Raw genomic sequence first — 15,271 nt, 5'->3', positions numbered from 1 at the left:
AAAAGATTTTGAATTTTTCTGTGCCGCAACCTGAACCGAAATGAAACACAACCCCCGTTTGCATTGCGGTAGCGCGATCATAAACCCGTGAAAAAGTTCATAATCTTCCGAAATCGACAAAAAAAGTCGACTAAGGGGTTGAACAATGCGGCTGACTGATCCATATCGGGGTTACTTACCGCTGTGCCTCCTCCCATTGCGCGCGGTAAGTGTTCCCCTCTGGAGGTTTGCCCAAGTGGCACCTTCATAACTAAGCCGGACTTCCTAGTCCGGCTCTTTTTTTGCCTGAATTCCTGTAGCGCCAAATAAAAGAAGCTCCACCGCAGCAGAGCTTCTATATTTGAATTATAATAAATGCTTCACATTCTCGGGAAGCATACATACTCACCGTAATGATCAAAACAACACAATTTCTCGCCGTAGCGCCAGCACTGTAATGTGGATTCTAATCTGGCAGCATTATCCTTCGCGAACGCCGCTCTGGAAGAAAATCCGATAAAGATCGGAAAGAGAGACAAGACTAAAACTATTATCTTCATAATAAATCCGTCCGATATGTTTTCTTCTATTTGCGATCAGCAGATAATTGCAAAAGCGGCGTTTTCTGAAAACCCCAACAAACCGGACAGAAAAAAGCGCCGCATTTCGGCGGCGCTTTCGTGTTTTCAGTCATCCAACTGGCAATCAACCGTAGGCTGCAACCGGCGGGCACGAGCAGATGAGGTTTCTGTCGCCGCCGACATTGTCCACGCGGCTGACCGGCGGCCAGTATTTTGCCGTGGCGTCGAATTCGCCGCCCAAGGCAATGGCCGGGAACACCGCTTCCTCACGCGTGTAAGGATGCGTCCATTCACTGGCCAGCGTATCGCCTGCCGTGTGCGGTGCATTGGCCAGCGGATTGTCATCCTGCGGCCAGACACCCTCGGCGATCTTCTTCGCCTCACCAGCAATGGCGATCATAGCGTCGCAGAGACGGTCGATTTCCGACTTCGGCTCGGATTCTGTCGGCTCGATCATCAGCGTACCCGCAACCGGCCAGGACATGGTCGGCGCATGGAAACCATAGTCGATGAGGCGCTTGGCCACATCTTCCACGGTTACGCCCGCGCTATCCTTGAGAACACGCGTATCCACGATGCACTCATGCGCCACGCGGTCATGCGCGCCCGTATAAAGGATCGGATAAGCGTCCTTCAAGCGATGCGCGATGTAGTTGGCATTGAGGATCGCAGCTTCGGTCGCCTTTTTAAGACCTGCACCGCCCATCATGCGGATATACATCCACGTAATGACCAGAATAGACGCGCTGCCGAAGGGAGCTGCCGAAACGGCGTGCTTGGAACCAAGATCAACGTGGCCTGGCAGATAAGGCACCAGATGTTTGGCAACGCCGATCGGACCGACACCCGGACCGCCGCCGCCATGCGGAATGCAGAAGGTCTTGTGCAGGTTCATATGGCAGACATCGGCGCCGATATCGCATGGACGCGCAAGGCCAACGAGTGCATTGAGGTTTGCGCCGTCGAAATAGACTTGACCGCCATTGTCATGGACGATTTCGCAGAAAGCCTTGATGCCTTCTTCGAACACGCCATAGGTCGACGGATAAGTGATCATGAAGGCGGCGAGATTATCGCGATGCTTCTCGGCCTTGGCCTTGAGGTCATCGATATCGATGTCGCCATCCGGGCGGCAATTGACCACGACAACGCTCATGCCTGCCATCGAGGCGCTGGCCGGATTGGTGCCATGCGCGGAGGATGGAATCAGGCAGATGTTGCGATGACCTTCACCACGCGACTGGTGATAGTGACGGATAGCCAGAAGTCCGGCATATTCGCCCTGACTGCCCGCATTCGGCTGCAGCGAAACACCTGCAAAGCCGGTGACTTCGCAAAGCCATGCTTCGACGTCAGCCGTCATCTTCGCATAGCCTTCGGTCTGTGCCGCAGGCGCGAAGGGATGCAGGTTCGCAACCGTGTTCCAGCTCACCGGCATCATTTCTGCCGCCGCATTGAGCTTCATGGTGCAGGAACCAAGCGGGATCATTGCGCGGTCAAGCGCCAGATCCTTGTCGGCCAGACGACGCAGGAAGCGCATCATCTCGGTTTCCGAACGGTGCGAATGGAACACATCCTGCGTCAGGAAGCCCTCACCGCGTCCCTTGCCCGGAACGAGGACCGCGTCGCCTTCGACCGCCTTCGCGCCGAACAGAACGGCGAGCGCCGCCAGATCGTCTTCGGTCGAGGTTTCGTCGAAGGTCACGCCAACCGTGTCGGCATCGATGATGCGCAGCAGACGACCGCCCTTGTCGGCCTCGTCAGCGATTTTCGCAGCCTTGCCGGCGACCTTGACCGAAACCGTATCGAACAGGCTTTCGCCTGCGATTTCGACACCAGCGGCCTTGAGACCGGCAGCAAAACGGGCAGCAAGAGCGGCAATGCGTGTGGCAATCGCCTGCAAACCAGCCGGACCGTGCCAGATGGCATAGGATGCAGCCATATTGGCGAGCAGCGCCTGCGCAGTGCAGATGTTCGAGGTCGCCTTATCGCGACGGATGTGCTGTTCGCGGGTCTGGAGCGCCAGCCGATAGGCCGCGCGGCCATGCGCATCGACCGACTGGCCAACAATGCGGCCCGGAATGATGCGGGTGAGCGGTTCAGACACAGCGAGATAAGCGGCATGCGGGCCACCAAAGCCCATCGGCACGCCGTAACGCTGCATGGAGCCAACCGCCATGTCCGCACCCCACTTCGCGGGAGCTTCCATTATGGTCAACGCCAACGGGTCGGCAACGGCGATAACCAGCGCGCCCTTGGCCTTTGCATCGGCGATAACGCCGGTGAAGTCGCCGTAAACGCCCTTGGTATCCGGCCACGGCACGATGACAGCAGCGGTGTTGTCATCGACGGTGCTGCCAGCCTCAACCAGCCAGCCGAGCGGCTCGGCGCGCGTGTTGACGACATCGACGGTCTGCGGATGCAGATCGCCCGCCAGAAGCACGCGGCTGCGCTTGTCGCGGTGATGACGGCAGGCAACGCCGACAGCTTCCGCAACGGCGGTTGCTTCATCGAGCAGCGAGGCGCAGGCAACCGGCAGGCCGGTCAGCTCGGCAACCAGCGTCTGGAAGTGGAACAGCAGCTCCAGACGGCCCTGGCTGATTTCCGACTGGTACGGCGTATAGGCCGTGTACCAGGCTGGATTTTCAAACAGATTGCGCTGGATCACCGGCGGCGTATGCACGCCATGATAGCCCGCACCGATGAAGCTCTTCTTCACCACGTTGCGGCCCATGATTTCATTCAATTCGGCCAGCGCCGCATGTTCGCTCAACGGCGCTGGCAAATCCAGAGCGCGGTTGAGACGGATGGACGCCGGAACGGCCTGCGTGATGAGGGTTTCCATGGAAGGAAGGCCGAGCGCGGCCAGCATGGCGCGCTCGTCTTCAATTCTCGGCCCGATATGACGGGCAACAAAGGGAAGAACCTGCTGGGTCATCGCTTTATCCTACCAGAGCGTCGTAACCGGCCTTGTCGAGCAGACCGGAAAGCTGGCCTTCATCCGAAAGCTTCAGCTTGAACAGCCAGCCATCGCCTTCGGCAGCCTGATTGATCAGAGCCGGATCGGACGACACGGCTTCGTTGACTTCCACCACTTCGCCGTCAACCGGCGCATAAACGTCGGAAGCGGCCTTGACCGATTCCACAACCACGACGCCCTCGCCCTTGGAAACGGTGCGACCGACTTCCGGCAGCTCGACGAAAACGAGGTCGCCCAGCTGTTCCTGTGCGTGGATCGTTATGCCGACAGTGGCGACGCCGTTTTCGACGCTGATCCACTCGTGATCTTCGGTGAACAGGATTTTGGCCATGGAAATTATCCTTTGCGATAGCGATGCGGTGTGAAGGGAAGCGCCGAAACGTCAACGGGAACCTTGTTGCCGCGAACTTCAGCGAAAATACGTGTGCCGGGCGTGGCGAGGCTGGCCTCGACATAGCCCATGGCGACCGGGAAACCGGCGGAGGGACCAAAGCCGCCCGATGTGACCGTGCCGATCTGGCGGCCGCTTTCATCGAACAGGTCTGCGCCGCCGCGTACCGGCTGCCGGCCTTCCGGCTTGAGGCCGACGCGCTTGGCGGCAGCGCCCTTGGCAATAGTGTCGAGCACTGGCTTGGCACCGTTGAAGGCGGCTTTCTCGCGCACGGCCTTGGTGATCGCCCAGGTGAGACCGGCGGAGACCGGATCGGTTTCCGGCGTGATGTCCTGTCCGTGCAGGCAAAGCCCGGCTTCGAGGCGCAGGCTGTCGCGAGCGGCAAGGCCGATCCACGCAACGCGTTCGTCGGCGAGAAGCTTGGTCGCCAGCGCGCGCGCCTCATCGGCAGGCAGGCCGATTTCAAAACCGTCTTCGCCGGTATAGCCCGAGCGGGTCATGAACCAGCCCGGCTTCGGCTCAAAGCCGCTCATGAAGGCGAGATCGGCAGCACCGGTAAGACCGGCATCGTTAATAACGCTTTCGGCTTCCGGCCCTTGAATGGCGAGGAATACGCGGTCGAGCGGATTGACCGTAACCTGTTTGCCGGAAGCGGCTTCGTTCAAATGCTCGATATCGGCATCGGCATTACCCGCATTGGCGACGACCATGAAGCGGTCTTCGCCAAGACGCGTGACGATGAGATCGTCCAGAATGCCGCCCTTGTCATTAAGGAAGAAAGTGTATTTCGACTGGCCAGGCTTCAGCACGGTCGGGTCGAGCGGGCAGGTTTCCGCCAGACGCGCTGCGGCATCGCTGCCGGAAACTTCGACCAGCTTCATATGAGAAATATCGAAAAGGCCCGCATGGTCACGCGTATGAAGATGTTCCTTCATGACGCCCAGCGGATAGGTGATCGGCATGTTCCAGCCTGCAAAGCCGCCAAAGCGCGCGCCAGCCTGTTCATGCAAGTCCTGCAAAGGCAGGATATTCAAATGTGCGGTATCGCCCATAACAACTCCAGAGTCGCACGTGTGCCTTCCGCAAAATGCGGTAGCTTCGTGCCCCTCTGTCTCAGGCCTGAGAGACTCGCATAGCAAAGCGCTATACTTACACCTTCGGCGCGGAGTTTCCCCCGACTTTCCAGAGTTGTCTTACCCGTCTGCGGTTCCTTGTACCTGAGAGATTTCGGGCGATTTCCCCTTCGGCGGCCAATTGGCGCTCTCCCGCAGACAGACAGTGAAAAAGCATTTGTAAAACGCATGCTTCGGCACCCGACACAAATCCCTTAGCTTAATCCGCTTTGGGAGTCATGTAGAATTGTAGTCTTCAACCGACAATTTCCAGAAGTTTTGCGACAAAACTTGAGCCATTGCGCCCGCCGCCCAAGGATCAGCCGACATGGATGTATAAATAAGAGATTTTCACTATCTATGTGGAAAATGATAGCGATGGAGGCTCTGCACGGCATCAAATTTGGTGATTTGGCCATGGAGAACGGCAATTGTGATAACATAATGACCGATCTGCGTAAAAAACATGCAATCTCCAAGCTTAATTGCACATCAGCTATGCAAATCTGGCTCTCCTTTTTCAGATCGCACCAGCCTATATGCTGTCTGCAACACAGAGAGATAGATTTTACTAGGTGAGAGAAATGAACCTGATCCGCTCGTACAACAACTGGCGCCGTTACCGTACAACCGTAAACGAACTGAGCCGCCTGAGCCCACGTGAACTGAACGACCTCGGCATCCTGCCTTCGGAAATTCCGTTCGTCGCACGCAAGGCTGCTGCTCGCTAATCAGCGGGAAAAGCGCCATCCGAAGGCATCAGCCTTCTTTCAGGATCGCGTCCTCCAAACCGCGCGGTCCTTATAGTTTCCAGAGCATTCAATTGCTCAAACGAGTTATCGCCGGGGTTTCCTCCTCCCATTTTTCCCTGGCGATCCAAAGACCGGACATCCTCCTCCCCCCATTGTCCGGTCTTCCCCATAAGCACCCGTCGCTCCTCCCGCGACGGGTGTTTTCGTTTGCGCCGACCTGTTCAGCTTTCCTGTGAGGCAGGCGTCGTCGCAGTTCCCCGATCCAGCAGCATCGAAATTCCGAACACAACCAGACCGGCCAGAGCCAAAAGCGCGCCGACCGTACCGGTCGATGTCCAGCCATAGCCCCATGCAATTGCCAGTCCGCCAAGCCATGCACCGAGTGCATTGGCGAGATTGAGCGCTGAATGGTTGAGCGCCGCAGCGAGCGTCTGGGCATCGGCTGCGACATCCATCAGGCGGGTTTGCAGTGCAGGCACCAGCGCAAAACCGCCGCCGACCAGAAGCACATTAAGGAAAGCGGTGAGTGGATGCTGCATCAGCAGCGGGAATGCCAGCATCACCGCCATGTCATAAAGCAGCACGATCCCAACGGTTCCCATGACGGAACGGTCGGTCAGCCGGGAGCCCACTACATTGCCCAGCACCATGCCGAGACCGAACATAACGAACACCAGCGGCATCCATTTCACATCGATATTCGAAACTTCCGTCACGGTGGCGGCGACATAGGAAAAGACGGAAAACAGCCCGCCCGTGCCGATGGCGCCAATGGCAAGCGTTAGCAGCACCTGTTTGCGGCGCAGCGCACCCAGCTCACGCAGCGGCGATGCGCCTTCTGCGGCGGGCAGCTTTGGCACATAAAGCGTCACCATCACCATGGTCAGAATGGCGATCAGGCCGACCGCGCCGAACATGGCGCGCCAACCCGCCACCTGCCCCAGCCATGTGGCCAGCGGCGTGCCGCACAGCGTGGCAATCGTCAGGCCCATCATGACACGCCCAACCGCCTGCGCGCGCTTGCCCGGCTCGGCCAGCGATGCAGCAACCAGCGATGCGACGCCGAAATAAGCGCCATGTGGGAAGCCTGCGATAAAACGCATTATATAAAGGCTGGAATAATCCTGCATGAAAGCGCTGGCAAGATTGCCAAAGGCAAACAGGCCCATCAGCAGGAACAGGAGCTTGCGGCGGTCGAGCTTCGCGCCGATGACGGCCAGCACCGGCGCGCCGATCAGCACGCCCAGCGCATAAGAACTGATGAGATGTCCGCCCTGCGGGATCGTGACGTTGAGGTCGCGTGCAATATCCGGGAGCAGTGCCATGATGGCGAACTCGCCGGTGCCGATGCCGAAGCCACCAATGGCAAGCGCGATTTCCGCCATGCGTTCGGACGAGCGTGGCGAAGATTTCCGCATCGCAGCGGAAGACTGAAATTGTGACATGAATAGGCCTGAAGGGAGTGTAGGAGTCTCGCACACCTACCACCCATTTCATGCAAAGGCGATACGCCTTCTTGTCACGCGTAAAGTTCGAAAGCGCATCCCAAAAAGCGCGAAGCGGTTTTCGGGATGCGCGCGAGAGATCAACTTGCGGCGACGACTTCGATTTCGACCTTGAATTCCTCGCGGGTAAAGCCGGAAACGATCATCAGCGTCGAGGCGGGCGCTGGCTGCGGAAACAGCCTGTCGCGCACGTCCATATAGGGGCGCATATAGGCGCGATCCGTCACATAGGCGTTGATGCGCACGACATTGGAAAGATCCATGCCGCCATCGCGCAAAATGCGACGGATATTCTCGAAGCAAAGCTCGGCTTGCGCGGCCGCATCTTCGGGCACGCTTCCATCCGGCGCGATACCGAGCTGGCCGGAGCAGAACACCAGTTCGGCACCGGCTTGCACCTTCACGCCATGACTATAGGCGGCGAAGGGTGCCGCCATGTCGGCAGGCAGCAAATGTTGCAAAGTGCTCATCGAACGATCCTTATGATTTGGGGGCGCTGGCCAGAAGTTCCTTCAGGCGCGGCGCACCCGCGGCAATGTCGGCTTCCGTGGGGGTGATCCCGGCCGCCAGCAGGCGGCGGGCGATCATGTGGTCGGCCGGGCGATTGATGGAATCAACCGCCACCAGCCTGTCACCGGCAAAATGGAAGATCGAAAAGGCATTATCATCGGGATTGCCTGACAGAATATGACGATCTGCTTCAAATGACAGGCCTGCCGTCTGGAGCTTCATGTCGCCCTGATCAGACCAGAACCACGCTACTTCGCGGAACGGCGTGGCGCGCCCGACAATGCTGCGGGCCACATGCTTGGCCTGATCGGTCGCGTTCTGCACCGATTCCAAGCGCACACGCCGACCGGCATGAAAATGGTCGTAGCTCACGCAATCGCCGATGGCGTAGACATGATCCGCTGATGTGCGCATCTTTTCATCCACGACAATGCCATTGTCGGTGACGAGTCCGGCTGCGGCAGCGAGTTCGACATTGGGCAGCGCGCCGGTGCCGATAACAACCATATCCGCCGGGAACACGGTCCCATCTGCTGCCTTTACACCGGTCACGCGACCGTTTTCGCCTTCGATTGCCATCACACCAAGCCCGGTGTGCAGCGTAATTCCCGCGGCGCGGCTGCGCGTTTCGACATGTGCAGAGATTTGTGTCGCGACCGAGCGGCCAAGAACACGCGGCGCGGCCTCGATCAACACGGTGTTCTTGCCGAGCGCCATCGCGCTATGTGCCATTTCAAGCCCGATGAAGCCGCCGCCGATGATCACGACATTGCTGATGGTGGGCATGAGGCCAGCAATGCGGCGCGCATCTTCCATCCGGCGCAGCGTGACGACACCGTCAAGATCGACGCCCGGCATGTCGGGAACGCGCGCGCGGGCACCGGTTGCAAAGACCAGATCAGACCAGTGCAGCACGCGACCGTCATCAAGGGTCACCGTGCGGTCGGTCAGCGATACGCCTTCGACCCGATGCCCGAACAACATCTCGATATTATTGTCGCGATAGGCGCTTTCCGGACGCAGCACCAGGCCGCCATGCTCAGGTGCCTTGAGATAGGATTTGGAAAGCGGCGGCTTATGATAGGGAATATCCGTCTCATCGTTGATGAGTACGATGTCTCCGGCATAGCCTTCCTGACGAAGGCTGATTGCGGCCTGCGAGCCCGCATGGCCCGCGCCAATAATAATGCATCTCTCGTCCATAGGACCTCCGGAAATTTCCCCGCATCATAGTCATGTGCTGGTCTGTCGCGTGGCGCATCTACCACGGATTCACATCTTAATTGCACGGGGCTCGCAATTTTTAAACATTTAGTTTGACCAATCGGTCAGATTGTTTAGTAAGGTTGCTGCTTCAAGACAAAATTTGGAGCGCCACCTTGAAACGATATTGGTCCGATTACACGAGCGAGGCGTTTTCGCGCCTTGAGCGCGACAAGCTCGTGGCGGTGTTGCCTGTTGGCGCAATCGAGCAGCACGGACCGCATCTGCCGATGTGTGTGGATGCCGCCGTCGCGGATGGCATGGTGGCGGAACTGATCAAACGCTTGCCCGATACAAGCAAGGTTCTGTTCCTGCCGACACAGGCCATTGCCAAGAGCAATGAACACAAGCGTTATCCTGGCACGCTGACCTTTTCAGTCGAAACTGTCATCCGCATGTGGTGCGAGATAGGCACCTGCGTGGCGGCAAGCGGCGTGCGCAAGATGGTGCTGTTCAACAGCCATGGCGGCAATATTCCGGTGATGGACATTGTCGCCCGCGAATTGCGCGTGCAGCACAATATGATGGTCTTCTGCCTCAACTGGTTCGGCCTGGGCATGCCCGATGGCGTTTACAGCGAGCATGACCTGAAGCATGGCATCCATGCTGGCGACATGGAAACATCGGTGATGCTGGAAATGCATCCCGATCTGGTGGTGATGGAAAAGGCGCAGGATTTCCGCACGCTGACCGAAGTTTTCGCCGACGAATACAAGCACATCAGCCTTGGCGGCGGCGCCAAGCCCGCATGGCAGATGCAGGATATCAATGCCTATGGCGCAGCCGGCAACGCATCGATTGCCACCGCTGAAAAGGGTCGCAAGACCATCGATTTTGCTGCCGACCGGCTGATTGAAGCGCTGGGCGAGATTGAGCGCGCGCCGCTCTCCTGGCTCGACAAAAATCCCGCTTGGTAAGGACGATGAGCGTGGCCCCCAACTCGCAGAACCAGTCACCACTGATCGACATCAACGGCGTCTACAAGCAGTACGGCACCGGCGTCATGGCCGTGAACGACATGTCGCTCAAGATCGAGCAAGGCCAGTTCGTCAGCTTTCTTGGGCCTTCGGGCTGCGGCAAGAGCACGGCGCTGCGCATGATCGCCGGACTGGAATCGGTCTCGGCTGGCGAAATTCGCGTCAATGGTCATGCGCCCGGCAAGGGTCCTTCCGGCGCACAGGATATCGGCTTTGTGTTTCAGGAGCCGACGCTGATGCCCTGGGCCAGCGTCTATGACAATGTCTATCTGCCGCTGCGGCTTTCCGGCGTTTCGCGCAAGGAAGCCAAGCCCCGCATTGAAGAAGTGCTGACGCAGGTTGGCCTGTCGCGTTTTGCCAATGCCTTTCCGCGGGAGCTTTCGGGAGGCATGAAAATGCGCGTTTCCATTGCGCGCGCATTGGTGACTCGCCCGCGCCTGCTTTTGATGGACGAGCCTTTTGCAGCGCTCGACGAGATGACGCGCTTCAAGCTCAATAATGACGTGTTGCGGCTGTGGCAGGAACACGGACTGACCGTGATCTTCGTCACCCACAGCGTCTATGAGTCGGTCTATCTCTCCAACCGCGTGATCGTGATGGCGGCGCGTCCGGGTCGTGTCGTCGCGGACATTCCCATCATCGGCACTTATCCGCGGGCCGAAAACTACCGCACCACGGATTCTTACGCGAAATATTGCGCCAAGGTTTCCGATACGCTGACCGCGACGCTTTCCTCTGAAGATATCGATCACTGAGGACATGCAAATGAACCAGATGCAAAACGAACTGCCAGTCCTCAATTCCGAACAGGATCGTCTCGCACGACGCGAACGCACGCTGCGCATTCTCATGCCGACGCTGGCGATCATTATCGCGCTCGGCATCTGGGAAGGTCTGGTGCGCTTCTATGAAGTGCCACATTACCTGATCCCGGCCCCGTCACTGATTGCCGAAACGCTGTTCAAGGACGGCCCGTCGCTGATGGCCTCCATGTGGTTCACCGTCAAGCTGACGCTCATCTCGCTGGCCTGCGCCATCATTGGCGGCGTTTTGCTCGGCATGGTGTTTGCGCTGTCGCGTCCGATCGAAATGGCGTTCTTCCCCTTCGCCGTCATCCTTCAGGTGACGCCGGTCATCGCCATCGCACCGCTGATCCTGATCTATGTGCGCGATACTTTCTCGGCCCTGCTTATCTGCGCGTGGATTGTCGCTTTCTTCCCGATTCTGTCCAATACGGTGATCGGACTGCGCAGCGCCGACCACAATCTGCGCGATCTGTTCAAGCTTTATCGCGCCTCGCCGTGGCAGCGCCTGCGCTATCTGCTGGCCCCGAGCGCGCTGCCCTATTTCATGGCGGCCCTGAAAATCGCCGGTGGCCTGTCGCTGATCGGCGCCGTGGTGGCTGAATTCGTCGCAGGCACCGCAGGCCAGAGCACCGGCCTTGCCTCGCGTATTCTGGAATCGAGCTTCCGTAATGAAATCCCGCGCATGTTTGCGGCGCTTTTCCTCGTTTCGCTGCTGGGTATCGTGATCTTCCTGATCACCAGCTGGCTGTCGCGCCTTGTCCTAGGACGCTGGCACGAAAGCGAAATTCGCCGGGACCGCTGATATGTTGAATGGCGTCGCCATCGCGGGCCGTCCGGGCCGCCACGACATCACCGTCGAGCATGGACGCATTGCCGCGATCACGTCGTCGCAAGCGACAGGCGGCGGGTGCGTCACGCCGCTTTTGGCCGATGTGCATGTGCATCTCGACAAGACGTTCACCATCCAGCGCATCGCGCAGAATGGCGACACGAAGGTCGAGTGCCTGTTCGATGCCATCGACCTGATGAACACCGACCGCCAGAACTGGAACGCCGAAGACATCCGCACCCGCGCCACGCGCGGCCTTGAGGCGGCTTTTGCGCAGGGCGTCGGCGCTATTCGCAGCCATGTGGATTGGACCAGCCCGGAAGTTCCGACCGCCTGGCCTGTTCTCAACGAATTGCGACAGGAATGGAAAGACCGCATTGATCTTCAACTTGCGGCCCTTGTTCACGGCGATCTGGTTCTGGAAGCAGGCAGTGACATTGCGACCCACGTGAAGGCCGATGGCGGTGTGTTTGGCGCGTTTTTCTATCGCAATGCCGATCTCGCAGCCAAGATAGAGGAAATGTTCCGTCTCGCTGTCGAAAACGATCTCGATCTCGACTTTCATGTTGATGAAGGTCTGGATGTTGAAGCGGACGGATTTTCGCTGATTGTCGATGCGAGCGCACGGCATCATATGGCGGGCCGCGTTTTGTGCGGCCATGCCTGCTCGCTTTCGCTGCGAACAGTGGATGAACTCACGCGTATTCTGGATGCCGCCGCGCAAGCAGGTGTCGCGCTTGTCTCGCTACCCACCACCAATCTCTATCTGCAAGACCGGATCGGCGGAAAATCGCCGCGTCTTCGTGGTGTGGCCCCGCTGAAAGAAGCGCGTCTGGCCGGTGTGGAAACCATGCTTGGCTCCGACAATGTACGCGATGCCTTTTACCCCTATGGCGACTATGATCCGCTCGCGATCCTGCGCCTTGCGGCACCTGTCTGCCATCTGGAGCCGGAAGAATGGCTCGACAGCATCACCACCCTGCCCGCGCACCTGATCAGGAGCGAGCGCGTGCAGGCGCTGTCCGCAGGCGGTGCCGCCAATTTCATCTGGCACGATGCCGAAGACCTCAATGATCTCATCAGCCGTCCGCAAGCCCTCCGCCGTGTCTGGCGCGATGGCATTGCCTCGGACCATGTTTACGGGAGAAACCCATGAATTCTGTCGCCCCGCAGCGCATCTATGACTGGGCCGCATTCCGCGCCGAAATCGACGGCATCCGCATCTATGACGACCCCAAGCAGGTCGAGCTGCGCTCCCGCGATTACTTCTGGTACAGCCCGATCCTGACCGAAGATATCGGCCATTATGTCGGCGACCTCGTCGTCATTCCGAAGGATCAGGACGAAGTGCGCCGCGTGGCGGCGGCAGCTGCGAAACTGCGCATTCCGATCACGGTTCGCGGCGGCGGCACCGGCAATTACGGCCAGTGCGTTCCGCTTGAAGGCGGCGTCATCCTCGACATGACCAAGATCGACCGCATCATCGCCATCGAGCCGGGCAAGGTGCGCGTCGAAGGCGGCGCACGCATTTCGCGTCTTGACGACGCCGTGCGCGAAACCGGACAGGAACTTCTCATGTATCCGTCCACCCGCCGCATCGCCACCATTGGCGGCTTCTTCTCCGGCGGTTCGGGCGGCATCGGATCACTGCGCCATGGCATGTTGCGCGATGACGGCAATGTCTATTCGGTCAAGGTTCTGACCGTCGAGCCGGAGCCGAAAATCATCGAGTTGATGGGTCGCGACATCCACAAGGTGCAGCACGCCTATGGCACCAACGGCATCATTCTGGAGCTGGAAATCGGGCTGACCAAGGCGACCGACTGGATCCATACCGCAGCGCTTTTCGACAGCTATGAAGCGACGCTGAACTTCTGCCTCAAGGCGCTGGAAGAAAATCTGGATTGCTATCTTCTGACCACCGTGGATCGTCGCTTCGCGCGCTTCTACACCAAGTTCGGCGACCTTTTCCCATCCGACAAGGATGCCGTTTTCGCCATGATCGCGCCGGAAGAACGCGAGCGGTTCGCAGAGCTCGCCACAGAGTTCAACGGTCAGGTATCGTTCTCCATGACGCTGGACGAGCTGCACAAGGCTGGCCTTCAGCCCGCCTATGAATGCGGCTGGAACCACACCACGCTTCAGGCGCTGAAGGCGGAACCGGGCTGGACCTATCTTCAGGTCGCCTATCCGCGCCCCTTCGACCCGGCATTGGTCAATCGCCAGATCGAGCGTTATGGCGACACGCAATATATGCACCATGAAATGGCGCGCCTTGAAGGCGAAGTACAGATTTTCGGCCTGCCACTGGTGCGCTTCGAGGACCGCGACGCGATGTATAAGCTCATCGGCGAGCTGGAACAGGTTGACGGTTGCGACATCTACGATCCCCATGCCTATACCATCGAGGATGGCGGCATGAAGGAGATCGACAGCGTGCAGATCGAATTTAAGAAACTGGCCGATCCTTATGGTCTGCTCAATCCCGGTAAAACACGCGGCTGGACGGCCGATATGGCACTTTCGAACTGATAACAGGGGAACGAAACCAATGAAAAAAGCACTCTTTGCGGCAGTCGCCGCTTTCTCGCTTGGCCTTTCGGCGCAGATGGCCTTTGCGCTCGACAAGGTGACGCTTGGCACCAACTGGCTGGCGCAGGCCGGTCATGGCGGCTTTTATCAGGCGCTCGCCGATGGCACTTATGAAAAATACGGCCTCGACGTGAAGATCGAGATGGGCGGACCGCAGGTCAACAACCGTCCGATGCTGGCCGCAGGCCGCCTCGACTTCCTGCTCACCGGCAATCTGCTTTTGTCCTTCAACAATGTCGCCAATGGCGTTCCGACCACGGTTGTGGCTGCCTTCTATCAGAAGGACCCGCAGGCCCTGATGGCGCATGACGGCGAGTACAAGGATTTCAAGGATCTGGTGAACGCACCGACGATCCTGATCTCCAAGGACGGCCAGTTCTCGTTCTGGCCCTGGCTGGTGAAGGAATTTGGTTTCAAGGACGAACAGCTGCGTCCCTATGGCTATAGCCTCGCCCAGTTCCTCGGCGACAAGAAGACCGTGCAGCAGGCCTATGCGACCGCCGAACCGCTTTACGCGGCCAAGGAAGGCGCAAAGGTCAAGACGTTCCTGCTCGCTGATCAGGGCTACAATACCTACGCAAACACCATTGAGACGCGTCAGGAACTGGTCGACAAGAACCCCGACCTCGTGCAGCGTTTTGTGACGGCTTCGATCGAAGGCTGGGTCAACTTCATGTATGGCGACCACAGCAAGGCCTATGAGATGATCCTCAAGGACAATGCGGATATGAGCAAGGAAACGCTCGACGCCGAACTGGCCAATCTCAAGGAACTGCAGCTCATCGACAGCGGCGACACGCTGACCAAGGGCATTGGCGCCATCGACATGAACCGCGTCAAGTCGTTTTACGAGCTGGCGCGCAAGTCCGGCATTGTCAGCGGCGAAGAACTCGACATGAGCAAGGTGGCAACCGACGCCTTCGTCAACAAGGGCGCAGGCCTCGACATCAAGAAGCAGCTGGGCCAGTAAGCCCCGACGAAAACGGAAAGTCGC

13 protein-coding genes and 1 riboswitch are annotated in these 15,271 nt (G+C 58.6%); of the genes, 7 read left to right on the top strand and 6 right to left on the bottom strand.

The features are described from left to right. Window positions 1-684 precede the first annotated feature (684 nt). From gcvP to gcvT, 3 genes are read right to left on the bottom strand one after another with little or no spacing between them, the layout of a single operon-like run. The gene (gcvP, locus tag WIX40_RS07510; protein ID WP_339439625.1) at window positions 685-3,498 is read right to left on the bottom strand and encodes an aminomethyl-transferring glycine dehydrogenase; all 2,814 of its coding nucleotides are present in this window, start codon (window positions 3,496-3,498) and stop codon (window positions 685-687) included. 4 nt (window positions 3,499-3,502) lie between these two features. Next, complete coding sequence (gcvH, locus tag WIX40_RS07505; protein WP_109367186.1) at window positions 3,503-3,871, bottom strand: glycine cleavage system protein GcvH; 369 nt, start codon at window positions 3,869-3,871, stop codon at window positions 3,503-3,505. A 5-nt stretch (window positions 3,872-3,876) separates the two neighbouring features. Next, complete coding sequence (gene gcvT, locus WIX40_RS07500) at window positions 3,877-4,983, bottom strand: glycine cleavage system aminomethyltransferase GcvT (protein WP_339439623.1); 1,107 nt, start codon at window positions 4,981-4,983, stop codon at window positions 3,877-3,879. Window positions 4,984-5,125: 142 nt separating this feature from the next. After that, window positions 5,126-5,209: riboswitch (glycine riboswitch) on the bottom strand. A gap of 418 nt (window positions 5,210-5,627) precedes the next feature. Between gcvT and WIX40_RS07495 the strand changes: the two genes are divergently transcribed. Then, window positions 5,628-5,774, top strand: a complete 147-nt coding sequence (locus WIX40_RS07495; protein ID WP_078336788.1) for a DUF1127 domain-containing protein — start codon at window positions 5,628-5,630, stop codon at window positions 5,772-5,774. A 242-nt stretch (window positions 5,775-6,016) separates the two neighbouring features. On the opposite strand, the gene WIX40_RS07490 is transcribed toward WIX40_RS07495, so the two are convergent. From WIX40_RS07490 to WIX40_RS07480, 3 genes are all read right to left on the bottom strand, one after another. Next, complete coding sequence (locus WIX40_RS07490; protein WP_339439616.1) at window positions 6,017-7,240, bottom strand: MFS transporter; 1,224 nt, start codon at window positions 7,238-7,240, stop codon at window positions 6,017-6,019. Between the two features lie 140 nt (window positions 7,241-7,380). Then, window positions 7,381-7,770, bottom strand: a complete 390-nt coding sequence (locus WIX40_RS07485; RefSeq protein WP_109367182.1) for a RidA family protein — start codon at window positions 7,768-7,770, stop codon at window positions 7,381-7,383. Window positions 7,771-7,780: 10 nt separating this feature from the next. Further along, window positions 7,781-9,013, bottom strand: a complete 1,233-nt coding sequence (locus tag WIX40_RS07480; RefSeq protein ID WP_140023916.1) for an NAD(P)/FAD-dependent oxidoreductase — start codon at window positions 9,011-9,013, stop codon at window positions 7,781-7,783. A gap of 176 nt (window positions 9,014-9,189) precedes the next feature. Between WIX40_RS07480 and WIX40_RS07475 the strand changes: the two genes are divergently transcribed. The 6 genes from WIX40_RS07475 to WIX40_RS07450 are packed head-to-tail and all read left to right on the top strand — an operon-like array spanning window position 9,190 to window position 15,247. After that, window positions 9,190-9,990 carry a creatininase family protein gene (locus WIX40_RS07475; RefSeq protein WP_109367180.1) on the top strand — a complete coding sequence of 267 codons (801 nt, stop codon included), beginning with the start codon at window positions 9,190-9,192 and terminating at the stop codon, window positions 9,988-9,990. A 5-nt stretch (window positions 9,991-9,995) separates the two neighbouring features. Beyond that, a complete protein-coding gene (locus WIX40_RS07470) occupies window positions 9,996-10,805 on the top strand; it encodes an ABC transporter ATP-binding protein (protein WP_109367179.1) in 810 nt (269 codons plus the stop codon). A 10-nt stretch (window positions 10,806-10,815) separates the two neighbouring features. Then, window positions 10,816-11,658: an ABC transporter permease gene (locus tag WIX40_RS07465; RefSeq protein WP_171058738.1), complete on the top strand. Its 843-nt coding sequence runs from the start codon at window positions 10,816-10,818 to the stop codon at window positions 11,656-11,658. A 1-nt stretch (window position 11,659) separates the two neighbouring features. Continuing rightward, window positions 11,660-12,841 carry an amidohydrolase family protein gene (locus WIX40_RS07460; protein WP_339439605.1) on the top strand — a complete coding sequence of 394 codons (1,182 nt, stop codon included), beginning with the start codon at window positions 11,660-11,662 and terminating at the stop codon, window positions 12,839-12,841. Continuing rightward, window positions 12,838-14,217, top strand: a complete 1,380-nt coding sequence (locus tag WIX40_RS07455) for an FAD-binding oxidoreductase (protein ID WP_339439603.1) — start codon at window positions 12,838-12,840, stop codon at window positions 14,215-14,217. Before WIX40_RS07460 ends, WIX40_RS07455 begins: the two co-directional genes overlap by 4 nt. Window positions 14,218-14,236: 19 nt before the next feature. After that, the gene (locus WIX40_RS07450) at window positions 14,237-15,247 is read left to right on the top strand and encodes an ABC transporter substrate-binding protein (RefSeq protein ID WP_171317522.1); all 1,011 of its coding nucleotides are present in this window, start codon (window positions 14,237-14,239) and stop codon (window positions 15,245-15,247) included. Window positions 15,248-15,271 lie beyond the last annotated feature (24 nt).

The sequence above is a fragment of the Ochrobactrum teleogrylli genome (assembly GCF_037482325.1).
Classification (GTDB): Bacteria; Pseudomonadota; Alphaproteobacteria; order Rhizobiales; family Rhizobiaceae; genus Brucella; species Brucella teleogrylli.
The sequence above is the reverse complement of the archived record's forward strand: the minus strand, read 5'-3'. Positions and strand labels throughout refer to the sequence as shown.